Here is a 26,148-nt window from a genome sequence, read left to right as displayed (position 1 = left end):
GGCCCCACGCCGGTCCCCCGATCAGGAGCACACCTCATGCTGAGCTGGGACGAATTCGACCAACCTGAAGAAACCACCCCCGCCGCCAAGGCCGCCGCCGCGCAAGCCACCGCGCAGACCGACGCCCTAGACCATGCCGTCGGCGGCTCCGTCGAGCAGGCCCGCACCGTCAGCGCCGGCGACTCCGACGCCGTGGCCCGCGCCAAGCGCGCGCTGGACGAGCTGGACATCCAGGAAGGCCTCAACGAACTGGAAGGCGAAAGCGCCCGCGTGCGCGTGGACGAGAAGCGCATGATCAACGCCCGCGCCGACCTCAACCAACTGGTGCCCTTCAAGTACGAATGGGCCTGGCAGAAGTACCTGGACGGCTGCGCCAACCACTGGATGCCGCAGGAGGTCAACATGACCGCCGACATCGCCCTGTGGAAAAGCGCCGACGGTCTGACCGAGGACGAGCGCCGCATCGTCAAGCGCAACCTGGGCTTCTTCTCCACCGCCGACAGCCTGGTGGCCAACAACCTGGTGCTGGCCGTGTACCGCCTGATCACCAACCCCGAATGCCGCCAGTACATCCTGCGCCAGGCCTTCGAAGAGGCGATCCACACCCACGCCTACCAGTACTGCATCGAATCCCTCGGCATGGACGAAGGCGAGATCTTCAACATGTACCACGAGATTCCCAGCGTCGCGAAAAAGGCCAGCTGGGGCCTCAAGTACACCCGCTCGATCTCCGACCCGACCTTCACCACCGGCACCGTCGAGACCGACAAGCAGTTCCTGCGCAACCTGATCGCCTACTACTGCGTGCTGGAAGGCATCTTCTTCTATTGCGGCTTCACCCAGATTCTTTCCATGGGCCGCCGCAACAAGATGACCGGCACCGCCGAGCAGTTCCAATACATCCTGCGCGACGAATCCATGCACCTGAACTTCGGCATCGACATGATCAACCAGATCAAGATCGAAAACCCGCACCTGTGGGACGCCGAGATGAAGGACGAAGCGACCCAGATGATCCTGCAGGGCACCCAACTGGAAATCGAATACGCCCGCGACACGATGCCGCGCGGCGTGCTGGGCATGAACGCGGCAATGATGGAGGACTACCTCAAGTTCATCGCCAACCGCCGCCTGACGCAGATTGGGCTGCCGGAGCAGTATCCGGGCACCACCAACCCGTTCCCGTGGATGAGCGAGATCATGGACCTGAAGAAGGAGAAGAACTTCTTCGAGACTCGCGTCACGGAATATCAGACGGGTGGGGCGCTGGCCTGGGATTGATGGACTCTCGATAGGCGTAAAGATGAGTCGCCATTATGGAGCTGTCGGATATATTCGGCAGCTCCATGCCCTGAACATTCAATTTCAATCTTAACCTTATCTCCCAGTGCAGCTGGCGTTCTTTTGAGGCTAGAGACTGGACCGTGCCGGTCCATAAACAATATTCGCGGCATCTTTATTATGGATAACGAAGAAAATCTCGGCGTTGTTGTTGCTGTTGTCATTGGCGTGATGTTCGTTGCGGCTGTTGTTGCACTTGTGCTCTTGGTTAAAGATAAGTCGACTGTTCGGGCAGCCATGAACCTTGAGTCAGGGCAAGCTGAAATAGCTGTAACTGTTGAGCAGTCTTAAGAGGGGCGCTTGGCCTGATGGATGATTGATCGTTCCCACGCTCCGCGTGGGAACGTCGCCCTCGGCGCTCCTGCGTCCACCCGCCCCCGTAGCGACGCAGAGCGTCACCGGCTAGGCTCCCACGCAGAGCGTGGGAGCCATCAGCCGAGTACGACGCCAGACCCACTAACCGATTCACGGACGAATCCCATGGGCCGCAGCCGCTACGTCATTACCGATCCCGCGCAACCGCACTTCCTGACCTGTACCGTGATGGAGTGGCTACCGCTGTTCTCCCGTCCTGCACTGGTCGACATCCTGCTCGACTGCTGGCGTTACCAGCAGACCCACCAAGGGCTCCGGCTATATGGCTATGTGGTGATGGAAAACCACCTGCACTATCTCGCGCAGGCACCCGATCTGGCCCGCTGCGTCAGCAGCTTCAAGTCCTACACGGCCCGCCGGATCCTCGACGACCTGCAACGACGCGGCGCGGAGTCGGTCCTGCAGCGGCTGAGCTTCAGCAAGCGGGCACACAAGCAAGATCGGGAATACCAGCTCTGGCAGGAAGGCAGCCATGCCGAGCTGGTCTGCAGCGAGGAGGTCATGCGCCAGAAGCTGGATTACATCCACCACAATCCGGTGCGTCGCGGTTATGTGGATCTGGCCGAGCACTGGCGCTACTCCAGTGCTCGCGACTATCAGGGACAAGCCGGGCTGCTGGTGATCGACCGGCTGCCGAGTTGACGTGGAGCCACCGGCAAGACTCCCACGCAGCGCGTGGGAGCCATCAATAAAACAGGCCGACATTTCATCTACCGATGCCTTGCAGAGATGGCATCGGCGAGGCGACCTTCAGGCGCTCAGCCTGACGATCTGCGCATGGGCGTCGGCCAGGCCTTTCTCGACGCCGTGGGGGCGAGCGTCCAGGCCTTCCGCGTAGACGAATTCCACCTCGGCGATGCCGACCAGGCCGAGTACCGCGCGCAGATAAGGAGTGACCGCGTCGCTCGCCTGCCCTAGGTGCACACCGCCACGCGAGCTGAAGGCCACCGCGCGGACACCCTCGATCAGGCCCACCGGATGGCTTTCGGTATAGCGGAAGGTCACCTGCGCGCGGGCCACCAGGTCGAACCAGTTTTTCAGCTGCGTCGGCACGTTCAGGTTGTACATGGGGGCGCCTATCAACAGCAGGTCGCTGGCCTTGAGCTCGGCGATCAACTGATCTGACAGCGCCACCACCTGTCGGGCGCGCTCGCTCGGCTGGCCGACGCCACGCAGGGCGTGGAACAGCTCATGGTCCAGCACCGGCAGATCGAGGCTGGCCAGGTCGCGCACCAGCACCTCATCGAGATGCCCCTTGGCCAGTCGTTCAGCCAGGAAACTGTCGATCAGGGCGTTGGTCCTGGAGTTGCTGCCCATGATGCTGGACTTGAGGACGAGGATCTTGCTCATGAATGCGCTCCAGTTGGGGAGTTTGTGGGAATGCGCATAGCCTACCATTCCATTTTTCTCACCAATGGCGATAGTATTTCTCTTGATTGGTTCCCCTATGGATACAAAGCCATGCGAGACAGCCTGAACGGCGTCGACGTCTTCGTCGTGGTGGCGGAGGCCGGCAGCTTCGCCCAGGCGGCCAGCCAGCTGCACATCACCCGCTCCGCGGTGGGCAAGAGCATTGCCCGTCTGGAGCAGCGCCTGGGCGTGCTGCTGTTCCACCGCACCACGCGTAGCCTGAGCCTGACCGACGAAGGCTCGAGGTTCCATGGGCACTGCCTGCGGGCCCTGGAGGAAATCCGCGCGGGCGAAACGGCGCTGGAAAGCGGCAAGTGGCAGGTCAACGGCCAGCTGCGGGTGTCCATGCCGGTGCTGTTCGGCCATCTGTGCATCGCGCCCATCCTGATCGAGCTGGCGCAGCAGCATCCCGAGCTGGTGCTGGAAATGTCCTTCAGCGACCGCACCGTGGACTTGGTGGAGGAAGGCTTCGACCTGGCGATCCGCAACGGCGTCCTGCCCGACAGCAGCGACCTGGTGGCCCGCCGGCTGGGCGAGCACGGCATGACGTTCTGCGCATCGCCGGCCTATCTGCAGTGCCATGGCGAGCCTGGCAGCTTCGCGGAGTTGCAGCAGCACGACGCCGTGGCCTACACGCGCCTGGGCCGGATGCTCGAATGGCAGGTGCGTGTCGATGGCCAGGTACAGGCGATCAGACCCAAAGCCCGTCTACGGATGGACGACCTTCGCGCCGTCACCGACGCTACCTTGGCCGGTCTCGGCATCGCCTGGCTGCCCTACTGGCTGGCTCGCGAGTACCTGCTGCGCGGAGAGTTGCGAGAGGTGCTGGCGGAGCAGCCGAGCCTGACCTACCCGATCAGCGCCCTGTGGCCACAGACCCCGCACCTGCCATTGAAGACGCGGGTGGCGGTGGATGCCCTGCTGGCGAAGCTGCCGGCACGCCTTGCGGTGGTGGAGTCGCGGCCGAAGAGAAAAGGGGACAGATTTATTTAACGAGCCCCCCGAGTGGCGAGGTCCACCTACGCCTGAGTACCGGTCACCTGTGCAGACCATGAAAGGCTTGCTCCACGACAAGCCTTTTTCATTGACGCTGCCATACCGTAGGGCAGCGCAGCAGTGGCGCTGTTATTCAATGGACATTGATCAGCCTGCCACTGGCTGCGCCGATGATTCGGACATCCTGCGAGGCCATTCCATGACCGAAACGACGCTGCCGGAACAGGACTGCGACCAGAGTGAATTTGTCGACTTGTCCATAGGGTGGGCCGCTGTCAGAAGAGGCGCGGTCGTCGCCTTTATCCCCATGCGCAACTTCCAGGACGTGGATTTCGAGCGGTTCCGCGAAGAGTCACGCTGGTTGCTGGCCACGCTGGGCAGCGTGAAGGCCGGCAACCTCATGCGCAAGCCGGATGGCTCCATCGTGTTCCTGGCCCGCCGGGCCCATGACCGCCGCTCCACCCAGGTGGGCAGGCCACGGCCGGAATTTCCGGTCGCCTTTCTGGAGCCCAGATTCCACCCGGAGCAATGATGGCGGGGCGGCCAATGGCGTGGTCCATCCGCATTTGATATGGCGGTTTGGGCCACCCGTTCTGCGTGCTGCGCGCGGTTTACAGGTTCAGCAGCGGCGCCGGAATATCCAGGGCCTTTGCGATTCGCTCGCGTGTCGCCTTGCGGGGGCGCTCGGCGGCTTCCTGCTGCGCATAGGCGGGCTGCGAGATGCCGAGGCGCTCGGCCACCTCGGCCTGGGTCAGCCCCAGATGCCGGCGCCAGGCGGCGATGGCGGTCATGCCGTCCTTGATCATGTAGCCCACGACCTCGTTGGGTACCAGATCTTCGACAGGGTGGCTGGCGATATAGTCGGCGTAAGGCACCACGACGAAGGCGGGACGGCCGTCCGCGCCGTGGATGATCTGCACGTTAGTAGGTGTGTTCATCGCGCTTCCTGACCTCTTCGATGCTGACGATTTTCACGCCGCCGTCCCAGTCGAACAGGATGCGGTAGTTGCCCACCCGGAGCCTGTAGCCGTACTGGTGATGGGCGAGCGCCTTGACGTTCTGGACGTTGGGCATGTGAGCGAGGGCTTAGTGCGGGCATGGCCCCCACCTCCCAAACAGCGCGCATCCCCGAAGCAAGGCTCCTGCACCTCCACGGTGGAAAATCGCTTCGCGAGTTTTCCACCCTACGTCCGGTGATGCTCAGGACAGTGAGAAATGCTGCGCCTTGTCTACCGGCCGGGCTGGCCGACAGCGCTTCTTCTCAGGCCTTCACGCAGACAAACAGCGCGTTCCCGGAGCGTTGGTCCCACGGCACGATCTTTTCGTAGTCATGCTCCAGCACATGCACCTCGAAGTACGGCTGCAGCAGCGCCTGCAGTTCGGCGAAGCTCACCGCGACCATGGGGTGTTCGTCGTGCCAGACCTGGGTTTCGTCCGCCACGGTACGGGCGATGCGCACTTTCAGCGACTGCCGCTCACCCGCGCCGCCGTAGTGCCAGGCGGAGCGGAAGTGGAGCAGGCCGTCTGCATGTTCGGCGGTGTGCGCGACAAACAGCGCGTTGTCGATCTTGTCCTTGTCGACGGCGTTGAAGCAGAAGAGCCCGCCCTCCTCCAGCGCGGCATGGGCGCTGGCGATGCAGGCCTGGAGCCGCTCGATGCTGCCGCTGTAGTGAATGGAATAGAGGAAGCAGGTGATCAGGTCGAGCGGTTCCTCCACGGTGAAACCGCACATGTCCTGCCGGGAGAACTGCGCTTCCGGGCAGCGCTCGGCCGCGAGCTCCAGCATGGGCTGGTTGATGTCGAGGCCGCTGCTCCGGTAGCCGGCGTCGAGGAAGTGCCGCACGTGCGGGCCGGTGCCACAGGCCAGGTCCAGGTGACGGTTTCCCCCATTGCCGAACAGCTGCCGCAGCCGATGCACGCCGTGGCTCTGCGCCTGATAGTCGATATCGGCGCACATGAGGTCGTAGTAACCGGACAGGTCGGTGTAGAGGGCGTTGCCGGGCATGGTGGGACTGCTCGCCAAAAATGGCCGGGCATCATACCGGCCTGAGCCCTCGTGCGCCTCAAGCGGGGCGTGCCGAACAGCCGGAACAGCAGGCTGAGCCACTATCGACCTGTGCGAGCCCGTCCACCGGGCGCCCCTAGCGATGCCGAAAGAGGAAGGCTTCTACCAGGGATTGCCCTGCGCATATTCGCGGGAGCCCATAGCCAGCAATTTCACCAACGCGACCGTCTCGTCACGACGCTTTCGCTCGGCATAGGACTCCACCACGTACGCCGGCACGCCATTGCGGGTGACCACCATCGGCTCGTCGAGCTGCAGGTCGGCCGCGTGTTTCTTCAGGTAACTGATCGTTTCAACGCGCATTAAAGGACTCCTCTTTGCGCTACCACCCCACTCAGCAGGTAGCCAGCGATGCGTTGCGTAGCACTTAGGCCAATTTCAGACCAAATTTAGTTCGCCATGCCCGACTCCTACGGCGCCCCGAACACCGCCGTCCAGTAGATGCCTGCGTCGCTGTTGTCGTCCTGCGCATAAGCCGCGCCCATCTCGCGAAATTGCGGGTTCATCAGATTGGCGCAGTGTTCGGGGCTGGCCAGCCAGCCGTCGAGCACCTGCTGGGCGCTGATATGCGCGGCGGCGAGGTTTTCGCCAATCAGGCTGGCGCTGTAGCCGGCCAGTTCGGCGCGGTCGCCGGGGATGCGGCCGTCCTTGTCGCGGTGGGCGAAGAAGTTGCCGCTGGCCATGGCCCGGCTGTGGGTGTCGGCGGCGCTGGCCAGGGTGTCGTTCCAGCTCAGCGGTTCGGTGGCCGGCTGGGCCTGTTTGCCGCACATCCGCGCCTGCCCGCGCGCGGCGTTGATCAGTTCCAGCAGACGCCGGCCTTCCTGTTGCCAGTCGCCGAGCTGGGCCTGCTGTTGCGGTCGCGCCAGGACAATGCGCCATTGCTCCTGGTGCTGGCTGACGCCGATGTCCAGGTACTGCGGATCGAGCAGCACCCGGCAGAAACTTTCCCGCAGCGCCTGCATCGCCGCCTTGGCGTCGGTTGGACCGCTGAGGCGGATGGCTTCGGCGCTTTGCAGCGGGTAGGCGTTGCGCTCCAGTGAGGCCTCCCAATCCTCGTCAGGGCTTACCAGTCGCGCATCCGCCCTGAGCGGCGGCAGCGCCGTGGCGGGGGCGTCGGCGCAGCCGTTCGCCTCGCCACGGTACTGGTTGATGGACTGGATCAGTTGCTGGGCTTCGTCGGCCGCAAGGTGGGCGATGAACAGCAGGGCTGTTAGCGGGGCACAACGCAGCAGTGGGGCGCGGGCGGGCATGGCAACCTCCTTTTGCGGATGCAGTTGTGATCCGGCAAAGGGCGCGGGGTTTCCGGTGGGGTCGGAACGCCACGGTGGAAAATCGCTTTGCGAGTTTTCCACCCTACGCCGGGGTTGCGGCTAGCGTAGGGTGGACAACGGCGCAGCCTTGTCCACCGGACGGGAGCCAGGGGTTCACGGAGGAACCATGTCCAACTACCGTTGCGCCCGCGTACCGGGCGCCACCTATTTCTTCACGGTGAACCTGCGCGACCGGCGTAGCGACTTGCTCGCGCGAGAGGTCGATCTGTTGCGTGCCACGGTGCGCGCCACCCACGCGCGGCATCCGTTCCATATCGATGCCTGGGTCGTGCTGCCGGAGCATATGCATTGCATCTGGACCCTGCCGGCAGGCGACCTCGATTTCGCCGGGCGCTGGAGGATCATCAAGGCCGCCTTTTCGCGCCGTCTGCCCGGGCACGGTACGCCAGATACCTCACAGGCCGCCCGTGGCGAGCGCGGCATCTGGCAGCGGCGCTACTGGGAACATCTGATCCGCGACGATGGCGATTACCAGCGGCATTTCGACTATCTGCACTTCAACCCGGTGAAGCATGGCCATGTGGCGCGCGTGGCGGACTGGCCGTGGTCGAGTTTTCATCGGGCGGTGCGCGATGGGGTGTATGCGCCCGATTGGGCTGGGGTTGGAGACGAGATTGGGCGCTGGGGAGAGTGAGACGGGCATGGGTGCCATTTGTGGTGGAAGATCGCTGCGCGAGTCTTCCACCCTACGCCGGGGTCGCGACGGTGTAGGGAGGACAACGGCGCAGCCTTGTCCACCGGCCGGGGGCACTACACGCAGTTGCCGGCACAACCCCCACGCGCGCAGGCCGGCGCTTCGGGGTTCTTCAGGACGCGGCTGTTGACCACCCCGGCGGCGCTCATCAGTTTGGTGACCGGGGCGTTGTCGGGGATCGCGGCATCGTCGGGCAGCGAGCAGCAGGCGGCGCGCAGGTCGCCCCAGGTCCTGGGGCTGAGCGCCATCGGATGGTGGACTTCGTAGACCTGGCCGTTGGCTTCGCAGCGGTAGTCGTAGGTGGGCATGGAGGCTCTCCGGTGTTGCGGGTGGCGCTACTTTAGCGTTCCGGCTGGCGTTGCACAGCTCCCCCCGGAGGTAGCTACGTAAAGCGCAAAGCTCGCGGACAAGTCGACCGTGGGAGCGAATTCATTCGCGAGCTTCTGGCGGCCCGCCGGGCCGACATCCTCCCACGCCTCCGCGCATCCCTGACGGGATCGGTACAATGGCGCGCCGCGTCAGCCCGGAGTCTTCCCATGTTCACCCTCGCCCATCTGGACACCCCGCCGCCCGAGTCCCTGAAAGCCCAGGTGCTGCAGATGGTGGTGGACTACCTGAGCGATATCAGCCCGGTGTCGCTGACGCCAAGCAATCCGCTGTATCAGCTCTATCAGTACGTGGTGGGCTTCGAGGTACATCGCTACCTGGAGCGCATGGACGGCGCGCAGCCGGGCCAGCCGAAGCTCATGCTGGCGCTGGACGATGAGGACCCGGCGCGAGTGCTGGGCTTCGCGCTGTACCTGCCCTATATGGACGACCCGCAGGCCTGCGCGCTGCTGTACCTGGCGGTGCAGGCCAGCCACCGCAAGCACGGCATCGGCAGCGCGCTGGTGGCGGAGATGATCGCCCGTTATCCCCACGCCCAGGTGGCGTGCGTGGCCGGCAAGGCGCCGTTTTTCGAGGCGCTGGGTTTCCAGGCGATTGCCGCCCACGGCCCGCAGGTGGTGCTGAACACCCGCCGCGAAGCCAGCCACGGCACGCTGGCGGTGCAGGATCTGGAGCCGATCTTCCAGTCCACCGAGGTACGGCAGATCTACAGCTACCTGCTCAAGCAGCATGGCCGCGACGCCATGGGCGACGCCGAACGCAAACGCGACCGCCTGCTGGATCAGCTGGCGCGCCAGGCGCAGGCGCATATGGAGGAACGGCGGGCAACACGCTTGCATTGATGCCCGCCGCGCGGCGTGGGTGGGGCGGACAGCGCCTGGCTGACCGCCGCCGGTGCACGCCTATCGGGCGCCGCGCTTAGAAGCGGTAGTTCAGTCCCAGGTTGTAGCCGGAGACGTCTTCATGCATCCGCTGGTATTCGACAGTCAGCGCCAGCGAATCACCCAGTCTCAGCTCGCCACCGGCACCCAGCGTGGTTCCGGTTTCCTCGGCCGAGCCGCTGAGCGTGTACAGCGGCCAGCCCAAGCTCTGCCCGTGGAAGTCGACTGACAGGCTGTTCACACCGGCCATGCCGTAGAACGAGAAGGCGTCGGTGACCGGCACCCGGCCCTTGAGCACGACGGCCCAATAACTCTTGACTTCGTACGTCACCAGCACGCCCGAGTCGTACTGCTCGTCATCCCCGGCGTTGATGCCGTAGCGGCCTTCGACGCTCAGGTTGGGCGCGATCTCGACCCCCGCGTGGAAGGTCGTGATGGGCAGCGTGTAGTCGGCCGTGCCCCCGTCCAGCGTCATGTGCGAGTAGCCCACGCCTACATACACGCGCGGCGTTTCATCGGCTTGGGCAATGCCACAGGCCAGCACAAAGGCACCGGCGGTCATTAAGCCCAAAGTCTTGATTGCGTTCATCATTTCTCCATAACAGGCAAGTACTTCCTCAGTGATGGCATTGTGACTTCATGGCTGTTTTGTGCTCAATGCCGGCCTGCCGTCCGGGCCCAGCGCTGTGACACAGTTCACGGGAAATGGCGCAACTGCCTGCAACGGTGTGTGATGCGAAAGCCTGCGGCCCGGCGGGCGTATACTCGCCGCCTCATTTCAAGCCGGGGGGTCGGTATGGCGGTCGATCTGGCACGTACCTTTCTGGAGATCGTGCGCTGCGGCAGTTTCGTGGGCGCGGCGGAACGTCTGCACCTGACCCAGGCGGCGGTGACGGCGCGCGTGCAGACGCTGGAAAGCCAGCTCGACTGCAGCCTGTTCGTGCGCAATCGTTCCGGTGCGCGGCTGACGCCCGATGGCGAAGCGTTCGTGGAGTTCGCCAGCCGCATGGTGCAGGCCTGGGACGAGGCGCAGCAGGTGTTGCCGCTGCCGGCCGAACGTGCCGAAACGCTGCACCTGGGCGGCGAGCCGAGCCTGTGCGCTCCGTTGATGCTCAAGTGGGTCTGCGCCCTGCGCCAGGCGCTGCCGGGGCTGGAGGTGCATAGCCGCAGTGGCGCCGGAGCGAGCCTGGTGCGCGAGCTGGAGGACGGCAGGCTGGATGCCGTCCTGGTCTACCAGCCGCTGTACGGGCCGGGCCTGCAGAGCGAATTGCTGATGGAGGAAAAGCTCATCCAGGTACGCAACCCGCGACAACCGGCGCCCTACGTGTATGTGGACTGGGGCGATGAGTTCCGTCGCCGGCACGACGCGGCCCTGCATGACCTCGCGCATCCGTCGCTGAGCTTCGACCTCGGCCCGCTGGCCCTGCAGTTCCTGCTGGAAGCCGGCGGCAGCGGCTATTTTCGCAGCCGCGTGGTGCAGGGCTACCTGGAGAGCGGCGTGCTCGAACGGGTTCCGCTGGCGCCGGAGTTCACCTACCCGGTCTACCTGATCTACGCCCGCGAGCGCTGCTCGGTAACCGTTGCCCGCGCCATCGACTGCGTGCGGGACGTTGTCGGCGAGTCGGGCGACTGGTCGCCGCTGCTCTGAACAAAAAACGCGCCGCATGCGGCGCGAAGGGGAGCGTCCGTCCCTGGACGTGGGGGAAAACTCAGGCCTCCAGATGGAAAGGTCGCGGGTCTTCGAACGGCACCTCGACCACGCGCTCGCAGCGCAAGCCGGTTTCCTGTTCCAGTTGTCGCGCCGCCGGCGGATCGTCGGCGAAGGGCTGCAGGGCGGCCTGGCGCAGGTCGGCGTCGGGGGTGCGCAGCACGGCCAGGCACAGCCCGCCGACCAGCACGGAAAGAAGCACGAAGATCATCAGGCACGAGCCTCCAGGGCAAGGGGTAACGGGTTCACCTGACCGGCGCGCACGGTGCGCCAGCTGTTCCAGACCATCAGCAACATGCCGCTGGCGAAGATGGCGCCGCCGAACAGGCGGATCATCAGGCCGGGGTGGCTGGCTTCCAGCGCCTCGACAAACGAATAGGTCAGCGTGCCGTCCTGGTTCACCGCGCGCCACATCAGACCCTGGGTGATGCCGTTCACCCACATCGAGGCGATGTACAGCACGGTGCCAATGGTCGCCAGCCAGAAGTGCGCGCTGATCAGCCGGCTGCTGTACATGCGCTCGCGCCCCCACAGGCGGGGAATCATGTGGTAGAGCGTGCCGATGCTGATCATCGCGACCCAGCCGAGGGCGCCGGCGTGCACGTGGCCGACGGTCCAGTCGGTGTAGTGGGAGAGCGAGTTGACCGTCTTCACCGCCATCATCGGGCCTTCGAAGGTGGACATGCCGTAGAACGCCAGCGATACCACCAGGAAGCGCAGGATCGGGTCGTCGCGCAGTTTATGCCAGGCCCCGGAGAGGGTCATCATGCCGTTGATCATGCCGCCCCAGCTGGGCGCCAGCAGAATCACCGACATCACCATGCCGAGGGTCTGCGCCCAATCGGGCAGCGCGGTGTAGTGCAGGTGATGCGGACCGGCCCAGATGTAAAGCGAAATAATCGCCCAGAAGTGCACGATGGACAGCCGGTAGGAGTAGATCGGCCGCTCGGCCTGCTTGGGCACGAAGTAATACATCATGCCGAGGAAGCCCACCGAGAGGATGAAGCCGACCACACTGTGGCCGTACCACCACTGGATCATTGCGTCGGTGGCGCCGGAATACACCGGGTAGGACTTCAGCCAGCTCACCGGGGTGGCGATGTGGTTGACGATGTGCACCATGGCGGTCACCACGATGAAGGCGCCGTAGAACCAGTTGCCCACGTAGATGTGACTGACGGTGCGCCGGGCGATGGTGCCGAAGAACAGATAGGCGTAGGCGATCCACACCAGCGTGATCCACAGGGCGATCGGCCATTCCATCTCGGCGTATTCCTTGGAGGTGGTGTAGCCGAGCGGATAGCTGATCAGCATGGCCACAATGGCCGCCTGCCAGCCCCAGAACACGAAGCGGGCCAGGCCGTCCGAGACCAGCCGCGCCCGGCTGGTACGTTGCACCACGTAGAAGGAGGTGGCGAACAACGCGCCGCCGCCGAAGGCAAAGATCACCAGGTTGGTGTGGATGGGCCGGATGCGTCCGAAGCTGGTCCAGGGCAGGCCGAGGTTAAGCTCCGGCCAGACCAGCTGGGCCGCGATGACCACGCCCATGGCCATGCCCACCACCCCCCAGAACAGGGTCATCAGGGTGAATTGACGTACGACGGCGTAGTTGTAGGAAGGGGAAGGAAAGGAATCGTCTGCGGGGATCATTACCGGGAGTCCTATGCACGCTGGGAAGCCTGTCAGCACGACTCGTCGGGCCGGCTCTGCGGCCGGTACCCCTGGTCAGACACGCCCATGCGGCAGCGCAGGCCTTCTGACTGACAGGCCTGGCTAGTGTGTCGATCCGGTTAAATCAAAACAAACTAATAATATTTGAATATCAATTTACTAATTTCTATTTATCACCCAGACACCGCCATCCTAGCCGCTCGCGGCGGCTGCGCCCCATGATCAGAATCAAGCACCGCGACCTCAGCGAGCCAGCCTTCCCTGCGTCACCGGCCGGCCGGTACTGAGCGCAGCGGCCTCATTCCATCAGCATGTCGACCATGATCGCGTTGGTGTACACCAGGCTGCCGTCGCTGGCGCGGTGGCCGACCAGGTGGAACTGGCCGCGCTGGTCGTCCTCGCGCAGGTAGACACGCAGGCGGCAGTCCGACAACGGCCCGCATTCGGGGGGCGTGACCAACTGGAAGGACGTCATGTCCACGTCCACCCAGGCTTCCGGTTCGCCGCTGTTCTGCAGGCGCTCTTCGGCCTGCTCCAGGTTGAGGTGGTCGTTCTCGCTGATATGGAAACTCATCTGCCCCATCGGCTCGGACTTGTCGGTGGGACTCTTCTTGCACCAGCTTTCGATGTCGAACCTGCTCATGGCCAGTTTCCCCTCCGGGAGTACGGTCTCTTGAACATAGCCCGGCTTGCGCTCAGCGCTCGCTACCCCTGCTAGGGTTTCAGCATTCCCGCACCGGAGATCCGCCATGAAGACCGCCTTGTTGCCGCTCTTGTTCGTCTCCTCCATCGGTCTGGCCCACGCCGAGGTCAAGGTGGAACGCATCGACTACCAGATCGACGGCCAACCCTATCAGGGCCTGCTGGTCTACGACGATTCGGTGACCACCCCACGCCCCGGGCTGCTGATGGTGCCCAACTGGCTGGGCGCCACCGAGCGCGCCGCCGAGAAGGCCGCGCGCGCCGCCAGCGACAAGTACGTGGTGTTCGTCGCCGATCTCTATGGCAAGGAGGTGCGCCCCAGTGGCCCGGAGGAGGCGGGCAAGGTGGCCGGCGCGCTGCGTGGCGATCACCCGCTGATGCGCAAGCGGGCCCAGGCTTCGCTGGACGCGCTGCTCAAGCACACCGACAAGGTGAATACGCAACAGGTGGGCGCCATCGGCTTCTGCTTCGGCGGTGGAGCGATCCTCGAGCTGGCGCGCAGCGGCGCGCCGCTCAAGGCCTTCGTGTCCTTCCATGGCAACCTCGACACGCCCAATCCCGCCGACAACGGCAACATCCAGGGCAGCGTGCTGGTGTTGCACGGCGCCGACGACCCGGCGGTGCCCAAGCAGCAGGTGGATGAGTTCGTCGCGTCCATGCAGAAGACCGACGTGGACTGGCAACTGGTCAGCTACGGCAATGCCGTGCACTCCTTCACCGACCCCTACGCCAACGTGCCGGGGCGCAACGAGTACCACCCGCTGGTGGCCGAGCGGGCGTTCCAGGCCATGAACAACCTGCTGGATGAGGCGTTTGCCCGGTAGCCTCGTAGCCCCGCCGTGAGGGTGCAACCCCGAAAGCTCGCGAATGAATTCACTCCCACGGGCTCGGGGTGGCGCCGCCCCTACAGGTTCTGTGCCGGAGTATCGGGCAGCGTCCGCCCCGTGACCATTTGCCGCTACAATGGCGCCCCTTTCGTTTTCGCCCCCGAAGCCTGATCGCCATGTCCCTGCCCAAGCACCACCTCGAATTGCTCAGTCCCGCCCGCGACACGGCCATCGCCCGCGAGGCGATCCTGCACGGGGCGGATGCCGTGTACATCGGCGGGCCGAGCTTCGGGGCGCGGCACAATGCCGAGAACAGCGTCGAGGAGATCGCCCGGCTGGTGGAGTTCGCCCACCTGTTCCATGCGCGGGTGTTCGTCACCCTGAATACCATCCTGCACGACGACGAGCTGGAGCCGGCGCGCGCGCTGATCCATCAGCTGTACGACGCCGGCGTGGACGCGCTGATCATCCAGGACATGGGCATCATGGAGCTGGACATTCCACCGATCGAGATCCACGCCAGCACCCAGTGCGACATCCGCACCCTGGAGAAGGCGCGCTTCCTCGGCGACGCCGGTTTCAGCCAGCTGGTGCTGGCCCGTGAGCTGAACCTCACGGAAATCCGCGCCATCCACGCGGCGGTGGACACCACCCTGGAATTCTTCATCCACGGCGCACTGTGCGTGGCCTTCTCGGGCCAGTGCTACATCTCCCATGCGCAGACGGGCCGCAGCGCCAACCGCGGCGACTGCTCCCAGGCCTGCCGCCTGCCCTACACCCTTAAGGACGACCAGGGCCGCGTGGTGGCCTACGACAAGCACCTGCTGTCGATGAAGGACAACAACCAGAGCGCCAACCTGCGCGCGCTGGTCGAGGCCGGCGTGCGTTCCTTCAAGATCGAAGGCCGCTACAAGGACATGGGCTACGTGAAGAACATCACCGCCTATTACCGCCAGCGCCTGGACGACATCCTCCTCGAACGCCCGGACCTGGAACGCGCCTCCCGCGGCCGCACCGAGCACTTCTTCGTGCCGGACCCGGACAAGACCTTCCACCGCGGCAGCACCGACTACTTCGTCAACGACCGCAAGGAAGACATCGGCGCCTTCGACTCGCCGACCTTCACCGGCCTGCCGGTGGGCGAAGTGCTCAAGGTCGGCAAGCAGGACTTCGTGGCCGTGACCCACGAGCCGCTGTCCAACGGCGACGGGCTGAACGTGCTGGTCAAGCGCGAGGTGGTGGGTTTCCGCGCCAGCGTGGTGGAGCTGCAACAGCAGTTCGAAGAAGACGGCGCGCCGCGCTGGCAGTACCGCGTGGAGCCCAACGAGCTGCCGGCGGCCCTGCGCCAGCTGCGCCCGCACCATCCGCTGAGCCGCAACCTGGACCACAACTGGCAGCAGGCGCTGCAAAAGACCTCCGCCGAGCGGCGCATCGGCCTGTCGTGGAAAGCCGAACTGGACGAGCAGCGCCTGACGCTGACCGCCACCAGCGAGGACGGCGTGCGCGTCAGCCAGACCCTGGAAGGCCCGTTCAGCGCGGCCAACAAGCCGGAGCAGGCGCTGGAGCAGCTGCGCGACCTGCTCGGCCAGCTGGGCACCACGATCTACCACGCCGACGCCGTGGAGATCGATGCGCCCTTGGTGCCCTTCGTGCCCGCCTCGCAGCTCAAGGGCCTGCGCCGTGACACCGTGGAGGCACTGACCGCCGCGCGCGTGCTGGAGCATCCGCGCGGCTTCCGCAAGCCGGTGGCCGTGCCGCCGCCGGTGTACCCGGAATCGCACCTGACCTTCCTGGCCAACGTCTACAACGACAAGGCCCGTGCCTTCTACAAGCGTTTCGGCGTGGAGCTGATCGACGCGGCCTACGAGGCCCACGAGGAAACCGGCGAGGTGCCGGTGATGATCACCAAGCACTGCCTGCGCTTCTCCTTCAACCTGTGCCCGAAGCAGGCCAAGGGCGTGACCGGCGTACGCACCAAGGTGGCGCCGATGCAGCTGGTGCACGGCGACGAGGTGCTGACCCTGAAGTTCGACTGCAAGCCGTGCGAAATGCACGTGATCGGCAAGATCAAGGGCCACATCCTCAACCTGCCGCAGCCGGGCAGCGCGGCCAGCCAGGTGGTGGCCTCCATCACGCCGGAAGACCTGCTCAAGACCATCCGCAGCAAGCCGGGACGCTGAAGCAGGGCGCCCGGCGGCGGCCCGGGGTTCCGGCGCCGTTATGGCTGCCGGTTCGGTGCGCAAACGGTGGTCAATGCTTGCGCATTGACCACCCTACGGTTATCCCGCCTGCGCCGGGGTCATGGGCGGGGCGATGCGCAGCATCGCTACCGCGCAGATGAGTAGCCCGCAGAGGGCCAGCAGGCCGCCGACCCAACCGATGCTTTCCAACCCAACCTGGCGGGTGACCAGGCTGCCCAGCAGCGCGCCGGCGCCGATGCCCACGTTGTACAGCCCGGAGAACAGCGACATGGCCACGTCGGTGGCATCCGAGGCGAGTTTCAGCACGCGCGACTGCAGCGCCAGGGTGAAGCACAGGATGGCGATGCCCCAGAAGAAGCACAGCGCACCCAGCGGGCCGAAGCTCTGCGACAACGGCTCGAGCAGCAGCAGGCACAGCGCCAGGGCGCCGATGGCGCCGAGCAGAAACGGTCGCGAGTAGCGCGGACTGTAGCGGCTGAACAGCGCCGAGCCCACCAGCCCGGCGCCGCCGAACAGCAGCAGCAACAGGGTGATCTGGTTGCCGATGAAGCCGCCGACCTCGCGGGCGAACGGCTCGATATAGCTGTAGGCGGTGAACTGCGCGGTCACCACCAGCACGGTGAGCACGTACACCACCACCAGCGCCGGGCGCTGGAAGATCACCGGCAGGCTCTTCAGCGAACCGGCGTTCTGGCTCGGCAGCAGCGGCAGCGTGCGCGCCAGGATGATCGCCGTGAGCAGCGCCAGCCCGGCAATCCCCAGGAAGGTCACGCGCCAGCCCAACCACTCGCCCACCATGCGACCGAGCGGAATGCCCAACACCATGGCCAGCGTGGTGCCGGTGGCCAGCAGGCCCAGCGCCTGCGCCTCGCGGCCGGCCGGCGCCACGCGCAGGGCGAGCGACGCGGTGATCGACCAGAACAGCGCATGGGCAAAGGCAATGCCGATGCGGCTGGCCACCAGCGCCGCGTAGCTCCAGGCCACGCTCGACAGCAGGTGGCTGAGGACGAACAGCCCGAACACGCCCATCAGCAGGCGGCGCCGCTCCATATGCCGGGTCAGCAGCATCAGGGGCAACGAGGCCAGCGCCACCAGCCAGGCATAGATGGTCAGCATCAGGCCGACGCGCTCGGGCGGCAGGCCGAAACTGGCGCCGATGTCGGTGAGCAGCGCCACGGGCACGAATTCGGTGGTGTTGAAAATGAAGGCGGCCAGGGCCAGCGCGGCCACAGACAGCCAACGACCCGGCTGGGCGGTATGCGACGTTGTCATGGAGAGGAAAACCAGGCGTCGGAGGACGGAACGCCAACAGGAGCGGGAGGGAAGGCGCGCATTCTAGAACTCGGCCAGGCCGCCGCCAACCACCCCCGCCGGCGTGGACGACGCGCGGCGATGCGAGCGCCTCTCAGGCACGCATCGATATCAGCCAATGCGCCGAAATGACGCGGCGATCATTGACCTGGGTCAGTTTCCGAAAATGCGACAAACGGCTTAATCCACATTAACAACGAGGATTAGCCGTATGGACGCATCGAAGCGTCGTTTCTTTTCCGCCGGTCTTTCCGTACCCGGCGCGCGACCGCCCTGGGCCGTGGCCGAGTCGCTGTTCTCAGAGCGCTGCGACCGCTGTGACGCCTGCATCCGCGCCTGTGGCCCCGGGATACTCAAGGCGGGCAGCGGCGGGTTTCCCGTCATCGATTTTTCCACTACCGGCTGCACCCTGTGCGGCGACTGCGTTCAGGCCTGCACGCGCGGTGCGCTGCTGGGCGACGACGCCGGCGAGCCCTTTATCTGGCGCGCTCATATCGACCCGGCCTGCCTGACCCAACGGGGGGTGGAGTGCCGGCTGTGCGCCGAACGCTGCGAGGCCGACGCGATCCGTTTCCGGCCCCGCCTGGGCGGCATTGCCCGACCCGAGCTGGACACCGACCGCTGCAACGGCTGCGGGCAGTGCATCGCGACCTGCCCGGTCGACGCCATCACCACCCAATCGAAGAAGGAGGCCGCATGAGAATCGTGAGCCTGGTGCTGCGGGTCATGCCCGAGCAGATCCCCACCGCCCGCGCCGGCCTTGAACAGATTCCCGGCGTGCAGGTGCACGCCGAGGATTTCGACGCCGGACGCATGATCGTCACGGTGGAGGACGGCGTGGACTACTCCGTCGCCGACTCGATCATCGCGGCCCACAAGGTGCCGCAAGTGCTGTCCGCAACCCTGGCTTACGAATTCAACGGGGAACACGCCGAGGCGTTCGATCCGGCGCTAACAACCCTGCAACCGGCAACGGGAGTCCAACCATGTCATTGAACAGACGCGATTTCATCAAGGCCAATGCTGTCGCCGCCGCTGCCGCAACCGCAGGGATGGCCGTGCCCACCACGGTGCTGTCCGCCGAACAGGCCGGTACGCGCAACGCCGTGCGCTGGGACAAGGCGCCCTGCCGCTTCTGCGGCACCGGCTGCTCGGTGCTGGTCGGCGTGCAGAACGACAAGGTGGTGGCCACCCAGGGCGACCCGGATGCGCCGGTCAACCGTGGCCTGAACTGCATCAAGGGCTACTTCCTGTCCAAGATCATGTACGGCGCCGACCGCGTGCAGACGCCGCTGCTGCGCAAGAAGAACGGCGTGTACGACAAGGACGGCGAGTTCACCCCGGTGAGCTGGGAGGAAGCGCTGGACACCATGGCGGCCAAGTGGAAGGCAGCCATCAAGCAGCACGGCCCGGACTCGGTGGCCATGTTCGGTTCCGGCCAGTGGACCATCTGGGAAGGCTACGCGGCCTCCAAGCTGCACAAGGCCGGCCTGCGCACCAACAACATCGACCCCAACGCCCGCCACTGCATGGCCTCAGCGGTGGTCGGCTTCATGCGCACCTTCGGCATCGACGAGCCGATGGGCTGCTATGACGACATCGAGCAGGCCGACGCCTTCGTGCTCTGGGGCTCGAACATGGCCGAGATGCACCCGGTGCTCTGGAGCCGCATCACCGACCGCCGCCTGACCCACAAGCCCTGCGAAGTGCACGTGCTCTCCACCTTCGAGCACCGCAGCTTCGAGCTGGCCGACAACGGCATGGTCTTCGAGCCGCAGACCGACCTGGCCATCCTCAACTACATCTGCAACTACATCATCCAGAACGACAAGGTGAACCAGGCGTTCGTGGCGAAGCACGTGAACTTCCGCCAGGGCGTCACCGACATCGGCTACGGCCTGCGCGCCAACGACCCGCGCGAACAGGCCGCCACCCAGAACGGCTACAACGGCAAGGGCGACCCGAACGCCCACACGCCGATCTCCTTCGAGGAGTTCGCCAAGTTCGTCGAACCCTACACCCTGGAGTACACCGCCAAGCTGTCCAAGGTGCCGGCCGACAAGCTCAAGCGCATGGCCGAGCTGTACGCCGACCCGGACAAGAAGGTCGTCTCGTTCTGGACCATGGGCTTCAACCAGCACACCCGGGGCACCTGGGTGAACAACATGATCTACAACGTGCACCTGCTGCTCGGGAAGATCTCCGAGCCGGGCAACGGGCCGTTCTCGCTCACCGGCCAGCCGTCGGCGTGCGGCACCGCCCGCGAGGTGGGCACCTTCGCCCACCGCCTGCCGGCGGACATGGTGGTCACCAACCCGGCGCACCGCGCGCTGACCGAGAAGCTGTGGGACCTGCCCGAAGGCACCATCCCGGCCAAGGTCGGCCTGCACGCCGTGGCGCAGAGCCGTGCACTCAAGGACGGCACGCTGAAGTGCTACTGGACCTCGACCACCAACAACATGCAGGCCGGTCCGAACATCAACCACGAAATCCTGCCGGGCTGGCGCAACCCGGAAGCCTTCGTGGTGGTGTCCGACCCCTACCCGACCGTGTCGGCGCTGTCCGCCGACCTGATCCTGCCCACCGCCATGTGGGTGGAGAAGGAAGGCGCCTACGGCAACGCCGAGCGCCGCACCCAGTTCTGGCGCCAGCAGGTCAAGGCGCCGGGCGAGTCGCGCTCGGACCTGTGGCAGTACCTGGAATTCGCCAAGCGCTTCAAGGTGGAGGAAGTCTGGCCTGAAGAGCTGCTGGCCAAGCAGCCGGAGCACCGGGGCAAGACCCTGTACGACATCCTGTTCGCCAACAAGATGACCACCCGCTTCGACCTCAAGGACCTCAAGCGCGTCAACGAACACGCCATCAAGGACTACATGAACGACGAGTCGAAGCACTTCGGCTTCTACGTGCAGAAGGGTCTGTTCGAGGAATACGCCCAGTTCGGTCGCGGCCATGCCCACGACCTGGCGGACTTCGACGTCTACCACCGCGCCCGCGGCCTGCGCTGGCCGGTGGTGGATGGCAAGGAAACCCTGTGGCGCTTCCGCGAAGGCTACGACGTGTACGTGCCCGCCGGCGAAGGCGTGCGCTTCTACGGCCACAAGGACGGCAAGGCGAACATCTTCGCCCTGCCCTACCAGCCGCCGCACGAGTCTCCGGACGCGGAATTCGACCTGTGGCTGTCCACTGGCCGCGTGCTGGAACACTGGCACACCGGCTCGATGACCCGCCGCGTGCCCGAGCTGCACAAGGCGGTACCCGAGGCAGTGCTCTACATCCACCCGGACGACGCCAAGGCCCGTGGCCTGCAGCGCGGCATGCAGGCACGCATCGTGTCGCGGCGCGGCGAGGTGGTGGCCAGCATCGAAACCCGTGGCCGCAACAAGCCGCCGCGCGGCCTGGTGTACATGCCGTTCTTCGATGAGGGCCGGCTGGTGAACAAGCTGCTGCTGGACGCCACCTGCCCGCTCTCGAAGGAAACGGACTTCAAGAAATGCGCCGTCAAGGTGCTCAAGGCCTGAGGTGAACGGGGCGCCACGGCGCCCCCGGACCCCGAGTCGCTGCCATGACCGACAAACCAGACATGCCCGCCAACAGCCGTCGCCGCTTCCTGCAGCAGTCCGCCGCAGCGATCGGTGGCGCCTGTGTGCTGGGGCTCGGCGTGGGGCTCTACGGCCACCAGGCTCGCGCCCTGGCGCCGACCGCGCTGCGTCCGCCGGGCGCGCTGGCGGAGGAGGACTTCCTCGCAGCCTGCGTGCGCTGCGGCCTGTGCGTGCGCGCCTGTCCCTACGACACGCTCAAGCTCGCCACGCTCGGCGAGCCCGTGCCCACCGGCACGCCGTTCTTCACCGCGCGCGACGTGCCCTGCGAGATGTGTGACGACATTCCCTGCGTGCCGGCCTGCCCGACCGGCGCCCTCGACCACGCGCTCACCGACATCAACGATGCGCGCATGGGCCTGGCGGTGCTGATCGATCAGGAGCAATGCCTGAACTACCTCGGGCTGCGCTGCGACGTCTGTTACCGGGTCTGCCCGGTGATCGACGAAGCCATCACCCTGGAGCGCTACCACAACCCGCGTTCGGACCGCCACGCCCTGCTGCTGCCGACCGTGCATTCGGAGCATTGCACCGGTTGCGGCAAGTGCGAGCAGGCCTGTGTGCTGCCCGAGGCCTCGGCCATCAAGGTGCTGCCGCGCCCGCTGGCCCAGGCCAAGGCCGCCGACCATTACCGCAAGGGCTGGGAGGAGAAGGACAAGGCCGGCGGTTCGCTGATCGGTGACCAGATCCAGTTGCCGGTACGCGGGCTCGATACGGGAGAAGCGCCATGAGTTCGCCCAGGAGCGTGGCCGGGCGCAAGCCGACCGCCGCCGCCCTGGAAACCAAGGGCTGGCTCGGCGCCAACCGCTTCCTGCTGTTGCGCCGCGCTTCGCAGCTGGGTTTCCTGGGGTTGTTCCTGATCGGTCCGATCAGCCTGTGGCTGGCCCGCAATGGCCATCTGGAACAGGCCTGGTGGCCGGTCAAGGGCAACCTGGCGTCGAGCGTCACGCTCGACACCCTGCCGCTGACCGATCCCTACATGCTGCTGCAAGGCCTGCTGGCCGGGCATCTGCCGGAGACGGCGGCGCTCACCGGCGCGCTGATCGTGCTGCTGTTCTACGGGCTGATCGGCGGGCGCCTGTATTGCGCCTGGTTCTGCCCGATCAACCCGGTGACCGACGCCGCCGGCTGGCTGCGTCGCACGCTGAAGATCAAGACCTCGCCAACACCGCCGGAAAGCCTGCGGCGCTGGCTGCTGCTGGCCACTCTGCTGGTGTCGTTGATTAGCGGCGGCATCGCCTGGGAATGGGTGAACCCCATTTCCATGCTGCACCGCGCGCTGATCTTCGGCGCCGGCGCGGCCTGGGGCGTGGTGGCCGCCGTGTTTCTCTACGACCTGCTGTTTGCCGCACGTGGCTGGTGTGGCCACGTCTGCCCGGTCGGCGCGTTCTACGGGCTGCTGGGCAAGTTCGCCCTGCTGCGCGTGGCGGCGCCCCGCCGCCGGGCCTGCGACGACTGCATGGATTGCTTCAAGGTCTGCCCCGAACCCCAGGTCATCCGTCCCGCCCTCAAGGCGGCCGGACAAGACCATCCCCTCATTCTTTCTTCCGACTGCACCACCTGCGGCCGTTGTGTCGATGTGTGCAGCCAGGATGTGTTCCGCCTGACGACGCGTTTCAACAGGAGCGAATCATGAAAACTGCCATCCAGAAAGCCGTGGGCATCGCTGCGCTCATGCTGGCCCTCCCGTTCTCGGCCAGCGCCGAGGGCGTGAAGAGCCTGCGCGAAACCGCTGTCGGCGGCGCGGAACATCCGGCCGAGAACTACCGCGAGATCCGTGACGCCGGCGGCCTGCTGCCACGTGATTTCGTGCAGCAGCCGCCGCTGGTCCCGCATAGCGTGACCAACTACCAGGTGACCCTCAATTACAACAAGTGCATGGACTGCCACTCCTGGAGCCGCGCTCAGGCCACTGGCGCCACCAAGGTGTCGCTGACCCACTTTCGCGACCGCGAAGGCCAGGAGCTTTCGAGCGTCAGCCCACGCCGCTACTTCTGCCTGCAGTGCCACGTGCCGCAGACCGATGCCAAGCAGCTGGTGGACAACGTATTCAGCCCGGCCCCAGGCCTGTAGGGACTCGTCATGAACAAGATCAAGAAAGTGTGGGCCTGGGCGATCGGGCTGGTATTCAGCGCCGTCGGCCTGGCCTTCGTGCTGGGCATCATTTTCTGGGGTGGCTTCAACACCGCCATGGAATGGACCAACACCGAGACGTTCTGCATCTCCTGCCACGAGATGGAAGTGAACGTGTACCAGGAATACCGCAACACCATTCACTACAACAACCGCACCGGGGTGCGCGCGGTCTGCTCGGACTGCCACGTGCCCAAGGAGTGGTGGCCGAAGATGGTGCGCAAGTTCTATGCCTCCAACGAACTGCTGCACAAGATGCTGGGCAGCATCGACACCCCGGAAAAGTTCGAGGCCAAGCGCGCGGTCATGGCGCAGCGTGAATGGGCGCGCATGAAGCGCAACGATTCGCAGGAATGCCGCAACTGCCACGACTTCAGCTATTTCGACTATGCCGAACAGGCCGGCCGTTCCTCGAACGCACACCAGAAGGGCTTCGCCGAGGGTCAGACCTGTATCGACTGTCACAAGGGCATTGCCCACAAGCTGCCAGCCATCGACCAGGGGTTTGGCGATACGCTTCCCGGCGCGCTGCCCGCAGACGTGCTGCACCCCGTCTCGACCCGCTGAATCCGAGTTCCGGGGCGCGTCTGCGCCCCATTTTCAGAGCATCTTTCGTAGCCGGAACCCCCTGTGGCGCAACGCCCCGCCAACGCGGCATCAACGTCGCGCTTTTTCTGAAAAGCGGGTCTTTGCGCCGATTCGGCAACCCTGTACTCTCGCTTGCTGCCACATAGCCATTACCCGTTGACGGATCAATCAGGCGCGCGTGTCGCTGCCCTTTGTCCGCCGTCCGGGCTGTGGGCGGACCCCGGCAATGCCGGGCCAGGACCGATGGCGGCCCCTTTTGCAAGGTCGACGCCTCGGATATTCAAGGATAACGACGCATGACGACCCCCGCAGACACCGTCCCGAAAACCATCATCAAGATCTTCCCCGAGACGATCGACAGCTTTTCCCGCAATCCTGCGGACCTGCCGACCCCGAGCGACTCGCCGAATGTCTACAAGCGTTTCTGGAAATGGCTGTGGTTCCCCTTGTTGCTGCTGAGCGTGCCGGCGTTTCTGCTCGGCCAGCCCGAAGCCGGCATTGCCTGCCTGGCGCTGGGGGTGCTGGCAGGGGTGCTGGCCCTGATGCCCGCCAAGCGGCGCGTCGAACCCCGCGCGGAGCTCGACGCTTTCTTCGACGAGGACGGCCTGCACCTGCCCGCCGAGGTCGCCTCCCGCGTCGATAGGTTCATCCCCTATGCGGAGATGACGCGCATCCTGACCCTGGACCTGCCCGCGCAGGCCGGCAAGACCGTGGTCTGGTGGCGCCAGTACCAGATCCATACCCGCCGGCCGGTTGAGAATCCCCACGTGGAGATCAACACCCTGCGCTCGCTGGACTCGGTGGTCTCGGTGCTGAATCGCCTCAAGCGCCTGCCGGCGACCCGCCATATCGATATTCCCGCCCCCACCGAGATGGCCCCCCCGGCCGGTGCCAAGAGCGGCAAGGAAATGCGCTTGCGCTGAACAGCCCCGGGCTGCCGGGTCCTCGCCCGACAGCCCGCCAACGGTGAACTAGCCTGCCTGTAGCAACCCGCAGGTGAGGAACACGTCATGTTCACGGTCAAGCGCAGCGGTGAGAACCGCGTCGACCTGGAGATCCACGGCAAGCTCGACAGCGACGCCATGGCCCAGTTGCTCGACCATCTGCTCAATGCCTCCACCGGCCTGCACAAGGGCCGTTTGCTCTACCGCCTGGAAGCCTTCGATCTGCCCACTCTCGGCGCCTTCGCCGTCGAGCTGGCGCGCCTGCCGCAACTGTTCCGGCTGATCCAGCGCTTCGAGCGCTGCGCCGTGCTGACCGACACCGCCTGGCTGCGCCACGCCAGCGAGTTGGAGGGCGCGCTGATCCCCGGCCTGCAGGTTCGCGCCTTTCGCACCGACCAGGAACCGCAAGCCGAAGACTGGCTCAACGAAGCCTGAGCCGCGCCACCCTCTATCGATCAGCCCGCCGACCAGTGAATGCCCGCCCGAATCCGCGGTCGCATCAGAACCACCACCAGCGGAGGATCCACCCATGGGCCTGTTCGATCTGATCAAGGAAAAACTCGGCATCGGCCGTGACGCACATGCCACGGAGCGCCCGGCGGGCGCCCCGCCATCCGGGACCACCACCGCCGCGGGCGGCACCACGGTCGATTCCGGCGTGGTGCCGCCGAGCCCAACAGCGGCACCGGGCGCCACGGCGGCACCGGTCAGCCAGGTCGATGTGGCCGCCAAGCTGGAGAGCATGGCCGCCACGCATTCGGAGCAGCTGAACTGGCGCACCTCGATTGTCGACCTGCTCAAGCTGCTCGGCCTGAACAGCAGCCTGGAAGCCCGCAAGGAGCTGGCCACTGAGCTGGGTTGCCCGCCGGACAAGATGGCGGACTCGGCGCAGATGAACATGTGGCTGCACAAGGAGGTCATGAAGCGCCTGGCCGAGCACGGCGGCACGATTCCCCCGGAACTGCTGTGACCCGAACGGGGCTGCGC

General features: G+C 65.5%; 31 protein-coding genes and 1 pseudogene. 20 read left to right on the top strand and 12 right to left on the bottom strand.

The genetic code is table 11. The features are described from left to right. The first annotated feature begins 36 nt into the window (after positions 1 to 36). The 3 genes from PT85_RS04160 (at position 37) to PT85_RS04155 (ending at position 2,358) form a co-directional block, all read left to right on the top strand. Positions 37 to 1,281, top strand: coding sequence for a ribonucleotide-diphosphate reductase subunit beta (locus tag PT85_RS04160; RefSeq protein ID WP_039606034.1), 1,245 nt, complete (start codon positions 37 to 39; stop codon positions 1,279 to 1,281). Positions 1,282 to 1,461: 180 nt separating this feature from the next. Further along, a complete protein-coding gene (locus PT85_RS17950; RefSeq protein WP_155956157.1) occupies positions 1,462 to 1,632 on the top strand; it encodes a hypothetical protein in 171 nt (56 codons plus the stop codon). Positions 1,633 to 1,821: 189 nt separating this feature from the next. After that, positions 1,822 to 2,358, top strand: a complete 537-nt coding sequence (locus PT85_RS04155; protein WP_027591768.1) for an REP-associated tyrosine transposase — start codon at positions 1,822 to 1,824, stop codon at positions 2,356 to 2,358. A 108-nt stretch (positions 2,359 to 2,466) separates the two neighbouring features. Here the strand turns inward: PT85_RS04155 and PT85_RS04150 are convergent, their stop codons facing one another. Then, on the bottom strand, positions 2,467 to 3,066 hold the full coding sequence (locus PT85_RS04150) for an NAD(P)H-dependent oxidoreductase (RefSeq protein ID WP_027591767.1): 600 nt from the start codon (positions 3,064 to 3,066) through the stop codon (positions 2,467 to 2,469). A gap of 111 nt (positions 3,067 to 3,177) precedes the next feature. Between PT85_RS04150 and PT85_RS04145 the strand changes: the two genes are divergently transcribed. Together PT85_RS04145 and PT85_RS04140 are read left to right on the top strand one after the other, a co-directional pair. Continuing rightward, positions 3,178 to 4,119, top strand: coding sequence for a LysR family transcriptional regulator (locus tag PT85_RS04145; protein ID WP_027591766.1), 942 nt, complete (start codon positions 3,178 to 3,180; stop codon positions 4,117 to 4,119). A gap of 58 nt (positions 4,120 to 4,177) precedes the next feature. Then, on the top strand, positions 4,178 to 4,654 hold the full coding sequence (locus PT85_RS04140) for a hypothetical protein (protein WP_139181996.1): 477 nt from the start codon (positions 4,178 to 4,180) through the stop codon (positions 4,652 to 4,654). Positions 4,655 to 4,733: 79 nt separating this feature from the next. Here the strand turns inward: PT85_RS04140 and PT85_RS04135 are convergent, their stop codons facing one another. From PT85_RS04135 to PT85_RS04120, 5 genes and pseudogenes are all read right to left on the bottom strand, one after another. After that, positions 4,734 to 5,060: a helix-turn-helix domain-containing protein gene (locus PT85_RS04135; RefSeq protein WP_039606033.1), complete on the bottom strand. Its 327-nt coding sequence runs from the start codon at positions 5,058 to 5,060 to the stop codon at positions 4,734 to 4,736. Next, positions 5,044 to 5,208: pseudogene (locus tag PT85_RS18165) on the bottom strand (type II toxin-antitoxin system RelE family toxin); the annotation flags it as partial. The pseudogene PT85_RS18165 and the gene PT85_RS04135, both read right to left, overlap by 17 nt. A 175-nt stretch (positions 5,209 to 5,383) precedes the next feature. Then, positions 5,384 to 6,127 (bottom strand): class I SAM-dependent DNA methyltransferase, encoded by a 744-nt coding sequence (locus PT85_RS04130; protein ID WP_039606032.1) that lies wholly within the window; start codon positions 6,125 to 6,127, stop codon positions 5,384 to 5,386. Between the two features lie 162 nt (positions 6,128 to 6,289). Continuing rightward, on the bottom strand, positions 6,290 to 6,490 hold the full coding sequence (locus PT85_RS04125) for a type II toxin-antitoxin system Phd/YefM family antitoxin (RefSeq protein ID WP_051587529.1): 201 nt from the start codon (positions 6,488 to 6,490) through the stop codon (positions 6,290 to 6,292). A 107-nt stretch (positions 6,491 to 6,597) separates the two neighbouring features. Further along, positions 6,598 to 7,437: a CAP domain-containing protein gene (locus PT85_RS04120; RefSeq protein ID WP_039606031.1), complete on the bottom strand. Its 840-nt coding sequence runs from the start codon at positions 7,435 to 7,437 to the stop codon at positions 6,598 to 6,600. A gap of 187 nt (positions 7,438 to 7,624) precedes the next feature. Here PT85_RS04120 and PT85_RS04115 point away from each other — a divergent pair, with 187 nt between their 5' ends. Beyond that, positions 7,625 to 8,152, top strand: a complete 528-nt coding sequence (locus PT85_RS04115; RefSeq protein WP_039606030.1) for an REP-associated tyrosine transposase — start codon at positions 7,625 to 7,627, stop codon at positions 8,150 to 8,152. A 116-nt stretch (positions 8,153 to 8,268) separates the two neighbouring features. On the opposite strand, the gene PT85_RS04110 is transcribed toward PT85_RS04115, so the two are convergent. Beyond that, entirely contained in the window at positions 8,269 to 8,520 is a 252-nt protein-coding gene (locus tag PT85_RS04110) for an FmdB family zinc ribbon protein (RefSeq protein ID WP_039606029.1), read from the bottom strand. Positions 8,521 to 8,748: 228 nt separating this feature from the next. On the opposite strand from PT85_RS04110, the gene PT85_RS04105 reads away from it, so the two are divergent. After that, on the top strand, positions 8,749 to 9,441 hold the full coding sequence (locus tag PT85_RS04105; protein ID WP_039606028.1) for a GNAT family N-acetyltransferase: 693 nt from the start codon (positions 8,749 to 8,751) through the stop codon (positions 9,439 to 9,441). 76 nt (positions 9,442 to 9,517) lie between these two features. On the opposite strand, the gene PT85_RS04100 is transcribed toward PT85_RS04105, so the two are convergent. Further along, entirely contained in the window at positions 9,518 to 10,069 is a 552-nt protein-coding gene (locus tag PT85_RS04100) for a porin family protein (RefSeq protein WP_039559618.1), read from the bottom strand. Positions 10,070 to 10,276: 207 nt separating this feature from the next. Between PT85_RS04100 and PT85_RS04095 the strand changes: the two genes are divergently transcribed. Then, a complete protein-coding gene (locus PT85_RS04095) occupies positions 10,277 to 11,128 on the top strand; it encodes a LysR family transcriptional regulator (RefSeq protein WP_027591521.1) in 852 nt (283 codons plus the stop codon). A gap of 61 nt (positions 11,129 to 11,189) precedes the next feature. Here PT85_RS04095 and PT85_RS04090 read toward each other — a convergent pair whose 3' ends face one another. From PT85_RS04090 to PT85_RS04080, 3 genes are all read right to left on the bottom strand, one after another. Continuing rightward, on the bottom strand, positions 11,190 to 11,399 hold the full coding sequence (locus PT85_RS04090; RefSeq protein ID WP_037009630.1) for a hypothetical protein: 210 nt from the start codon (positions 11,397 to 11,399) through the stop codon (positions 11,190 to 11,192). Further along, on the bottom strand, positions 11,399 to 12,838 hold the full coding sequence (gene ccoN / locus PT85_RS04085) for a cytochrome-c oxidase, cbb3-type subunit I (protein WP_051587509.1): 1,440 nt from the start codon (positions 12,836 to 12,838) through the stop codon (positions 11,399 to 11,401). Before ccoN ends, PT85_RS04090 begins: the two co-directional genes overlap by 1 nt. A 319-nt stretch (positions 12,839 to 13,157) precedes the next feature. Beyond that, a complete protein-coding gene (locus PT85_RS04080; protein ID WP_027591518.1) occupies positions 13,158 to 13,502 on the bottom strand; it encodes a hypothetical protein in 345 nt (114 codons plus the stop codon). A gap of 106 nt (positions 13,503 to 13,608) precedes the next feature. Between PT85_RS04080 and PT85_RS04075 the strand changes: the two genes are divergently transcribed. Next, entirely contained in the window at positions 13,609 to 14,385 is a 777-nt protein-coding gene (locus PT85_RS04075; protein ID WP_039606026.1) for a dienelactone hydrolase family protein, read from the top strand. A gap of 179 nt (positions 14,386 to 14,564) precedes the next feature. After that, on the top strand, positions 14,565 to 16,568 hold the full coding sequence (locus tag PT85_RS04070; RefSeq protein ID WP_039606025.1) for a peptidase U32 family protein: 2,004 nt from the start codon (positions 14,565 to 14,567) through the stop codon (positions 16,566 to 16,568). Between the two features lie 99 nt (positions 16,569 to 16,667). On the opposite strand, the gene PT85_RS04065 is transcribed toward PT85_RS04070, so the two are convergent. Then, positions 16,668 to 17,861: a sugar transporter gene (locus tag PT85_RS04065; protein WP_039606024.1), complete on the bottom strand. Its 1,194-nt coding sequence runs from the start codon at positions 17,859 to 17,861 to the stop codon at positions 16,668 to 16,670. A gap of 250 nt (positions 17,862 to 18,111) precedes the next feature. Between PT85_RS04065 and napF the strand changes: the two genes are divergently transcribed. From napF to PT85_RS04015, 10 genes are all read left to right on the top strand, one after another. Beyond that, positions 18,112 to 18,600, top strand: a complete 489-nt coding sequence (gene napF / locus PT85_RS04060; RefSeq protein WP_037008303.1) for a ferredoxin-type protein NapF — start codon at positions 18,112 to 18,114, stop codon at positions 18,598 to 18,600. After that, positions 18,597 to 18,896 (top strand): chaperone NapD, encoded by a 300-nt coding sequence (locus PT85_RS04055; protein WP_052237605.1) that lies wholly within the window; start codon positions 18,597 to 18,599, stop codon positions 18,894 to 18,896. Before napF ends, PT85_RS04055 begins: the two co-directional genes overlap by 4 nt. Next, the gene (napA, locus tag PT85_RS04050; RefSeq protein WP_039606023.1) at positions 18,887 to 21,418 is read left to right on the top strand and encodes a nitrate reductase catalytic subunit NapA; all 2,532 of its coding nucleotides are present in this window, start codon (positions 18,887 to 18,889) and stop codon (positions 21,416 to 21,418) included. The genes PT85_RS04055 and napA overlap by 10 nt, the downstream gene beginning before the upstream one ends. 44 nt (positions 21,419 to 21,462) lie before the next feature. Beyond that, on the top strand, positions 21,463 to 22,227 hold the full coding sequence (gene napG / locus PT85_RS04045; protein ID WP_039606022.1) for a ferredoxin-type protein NapG: 765 nt from the start codon (positions 21,463 to 21,465) through the stop codon (positions 22,225 to 22,227). After that, positions 22,224 to 23,132: a quinol dehydrogenase ferredoxin subunit NapH gene (napH, locus tag PT85_RS04040; protein WP_039606021.1), complete on the top strand. Its 909-nt coding sequence runs from the start codon at positions 22,224 to 22,226 to the stop codon at positions 23,130 to 23,132. Before napG ends, napH begins: the two co-directional genes overlap by 4 nt. Then, entirely contained in the window at positions 23,129 to 23,569 is a 441-nt protein-coding gene (locus PT85_RS04035; RefSeq protein ID WP_039606020.1) for a nitrate reductase cytochrome c-type subunit, read from the top strand. Before napH ends, PT85_RS04035 begins: the two co-directional genes overlap by 4 nt. Positions 23,570 to 23,587: 18 nt before the next feature. Further along, positions 23,588 to 24,196 carry a NapC/NirT family cytochrome c gene (locus PT85_RS04030; RefSeq protein WP_407681079.1) on the top strand — a complete coding sequence of 203 codons (609 nt, stop codon included), beginning with the start codon at positions 23,588 to 23,590 and terminating at the stop codon, positions 24,194 to 24,196. Positions 24,197 to 24,513: 317 nt separating this feature from the next. Beyond that, positions 24,514 to 25,140 carry a hypothetical protein gene (locus PT85_RS04025; RefSeq protein WP_027588809.1) on the top strand — a complete coding sequence of 209 codons (627 nt, stop codon included), beginning with the start codon at positions 24,514 to 24,516 and terminating at the stop codon, positions 25,138 to 25,140. An 87-nt stretch (positions 25,141 to 25,227) separates the two neighbouring features. Continuing rightward, on the top strand, positions 25,228 to 25,596 hold the full coding sequence (locus tag PT85_RS04020) for a SpoIIAA family protein (protein ID WP_039606019.1): 369 nt from the start codon (positions 25,228 to 25,230) through the stop codon (positions 25,594 to 25,596). A gap of 94 nt (positions 25,597 to 25,690) precedes the next feature. After that, positions 25,691 to 26,131 (top strand): DUF3597 domain-containing protein, encoded by a 441-nt coding sequence (locus PT85_RS04015; protein WP_027588807.1) that lies wholly within the window; start codon positions 25,691 to 25,693, stop codon positions 26,129 to 26,131. Positions 26,132 to 26,148: the final 17 nt, after the last annotated feature.

The sequence above is a fragment of the Pseudomonas flexibilis genome, assembly GCF_000806415.1.
Classification (GTDB): Bacteria; Pseudomonadota; Gammaproteobacteria; order Pseudomonadales; family Pseudomonadaceae; genus Serpens; species Serpens flexibilis.
Note: the sequence above shows the minus strand (reverse complement) of the source record. Positions and strands in the feature narration are given on the sequence as shown.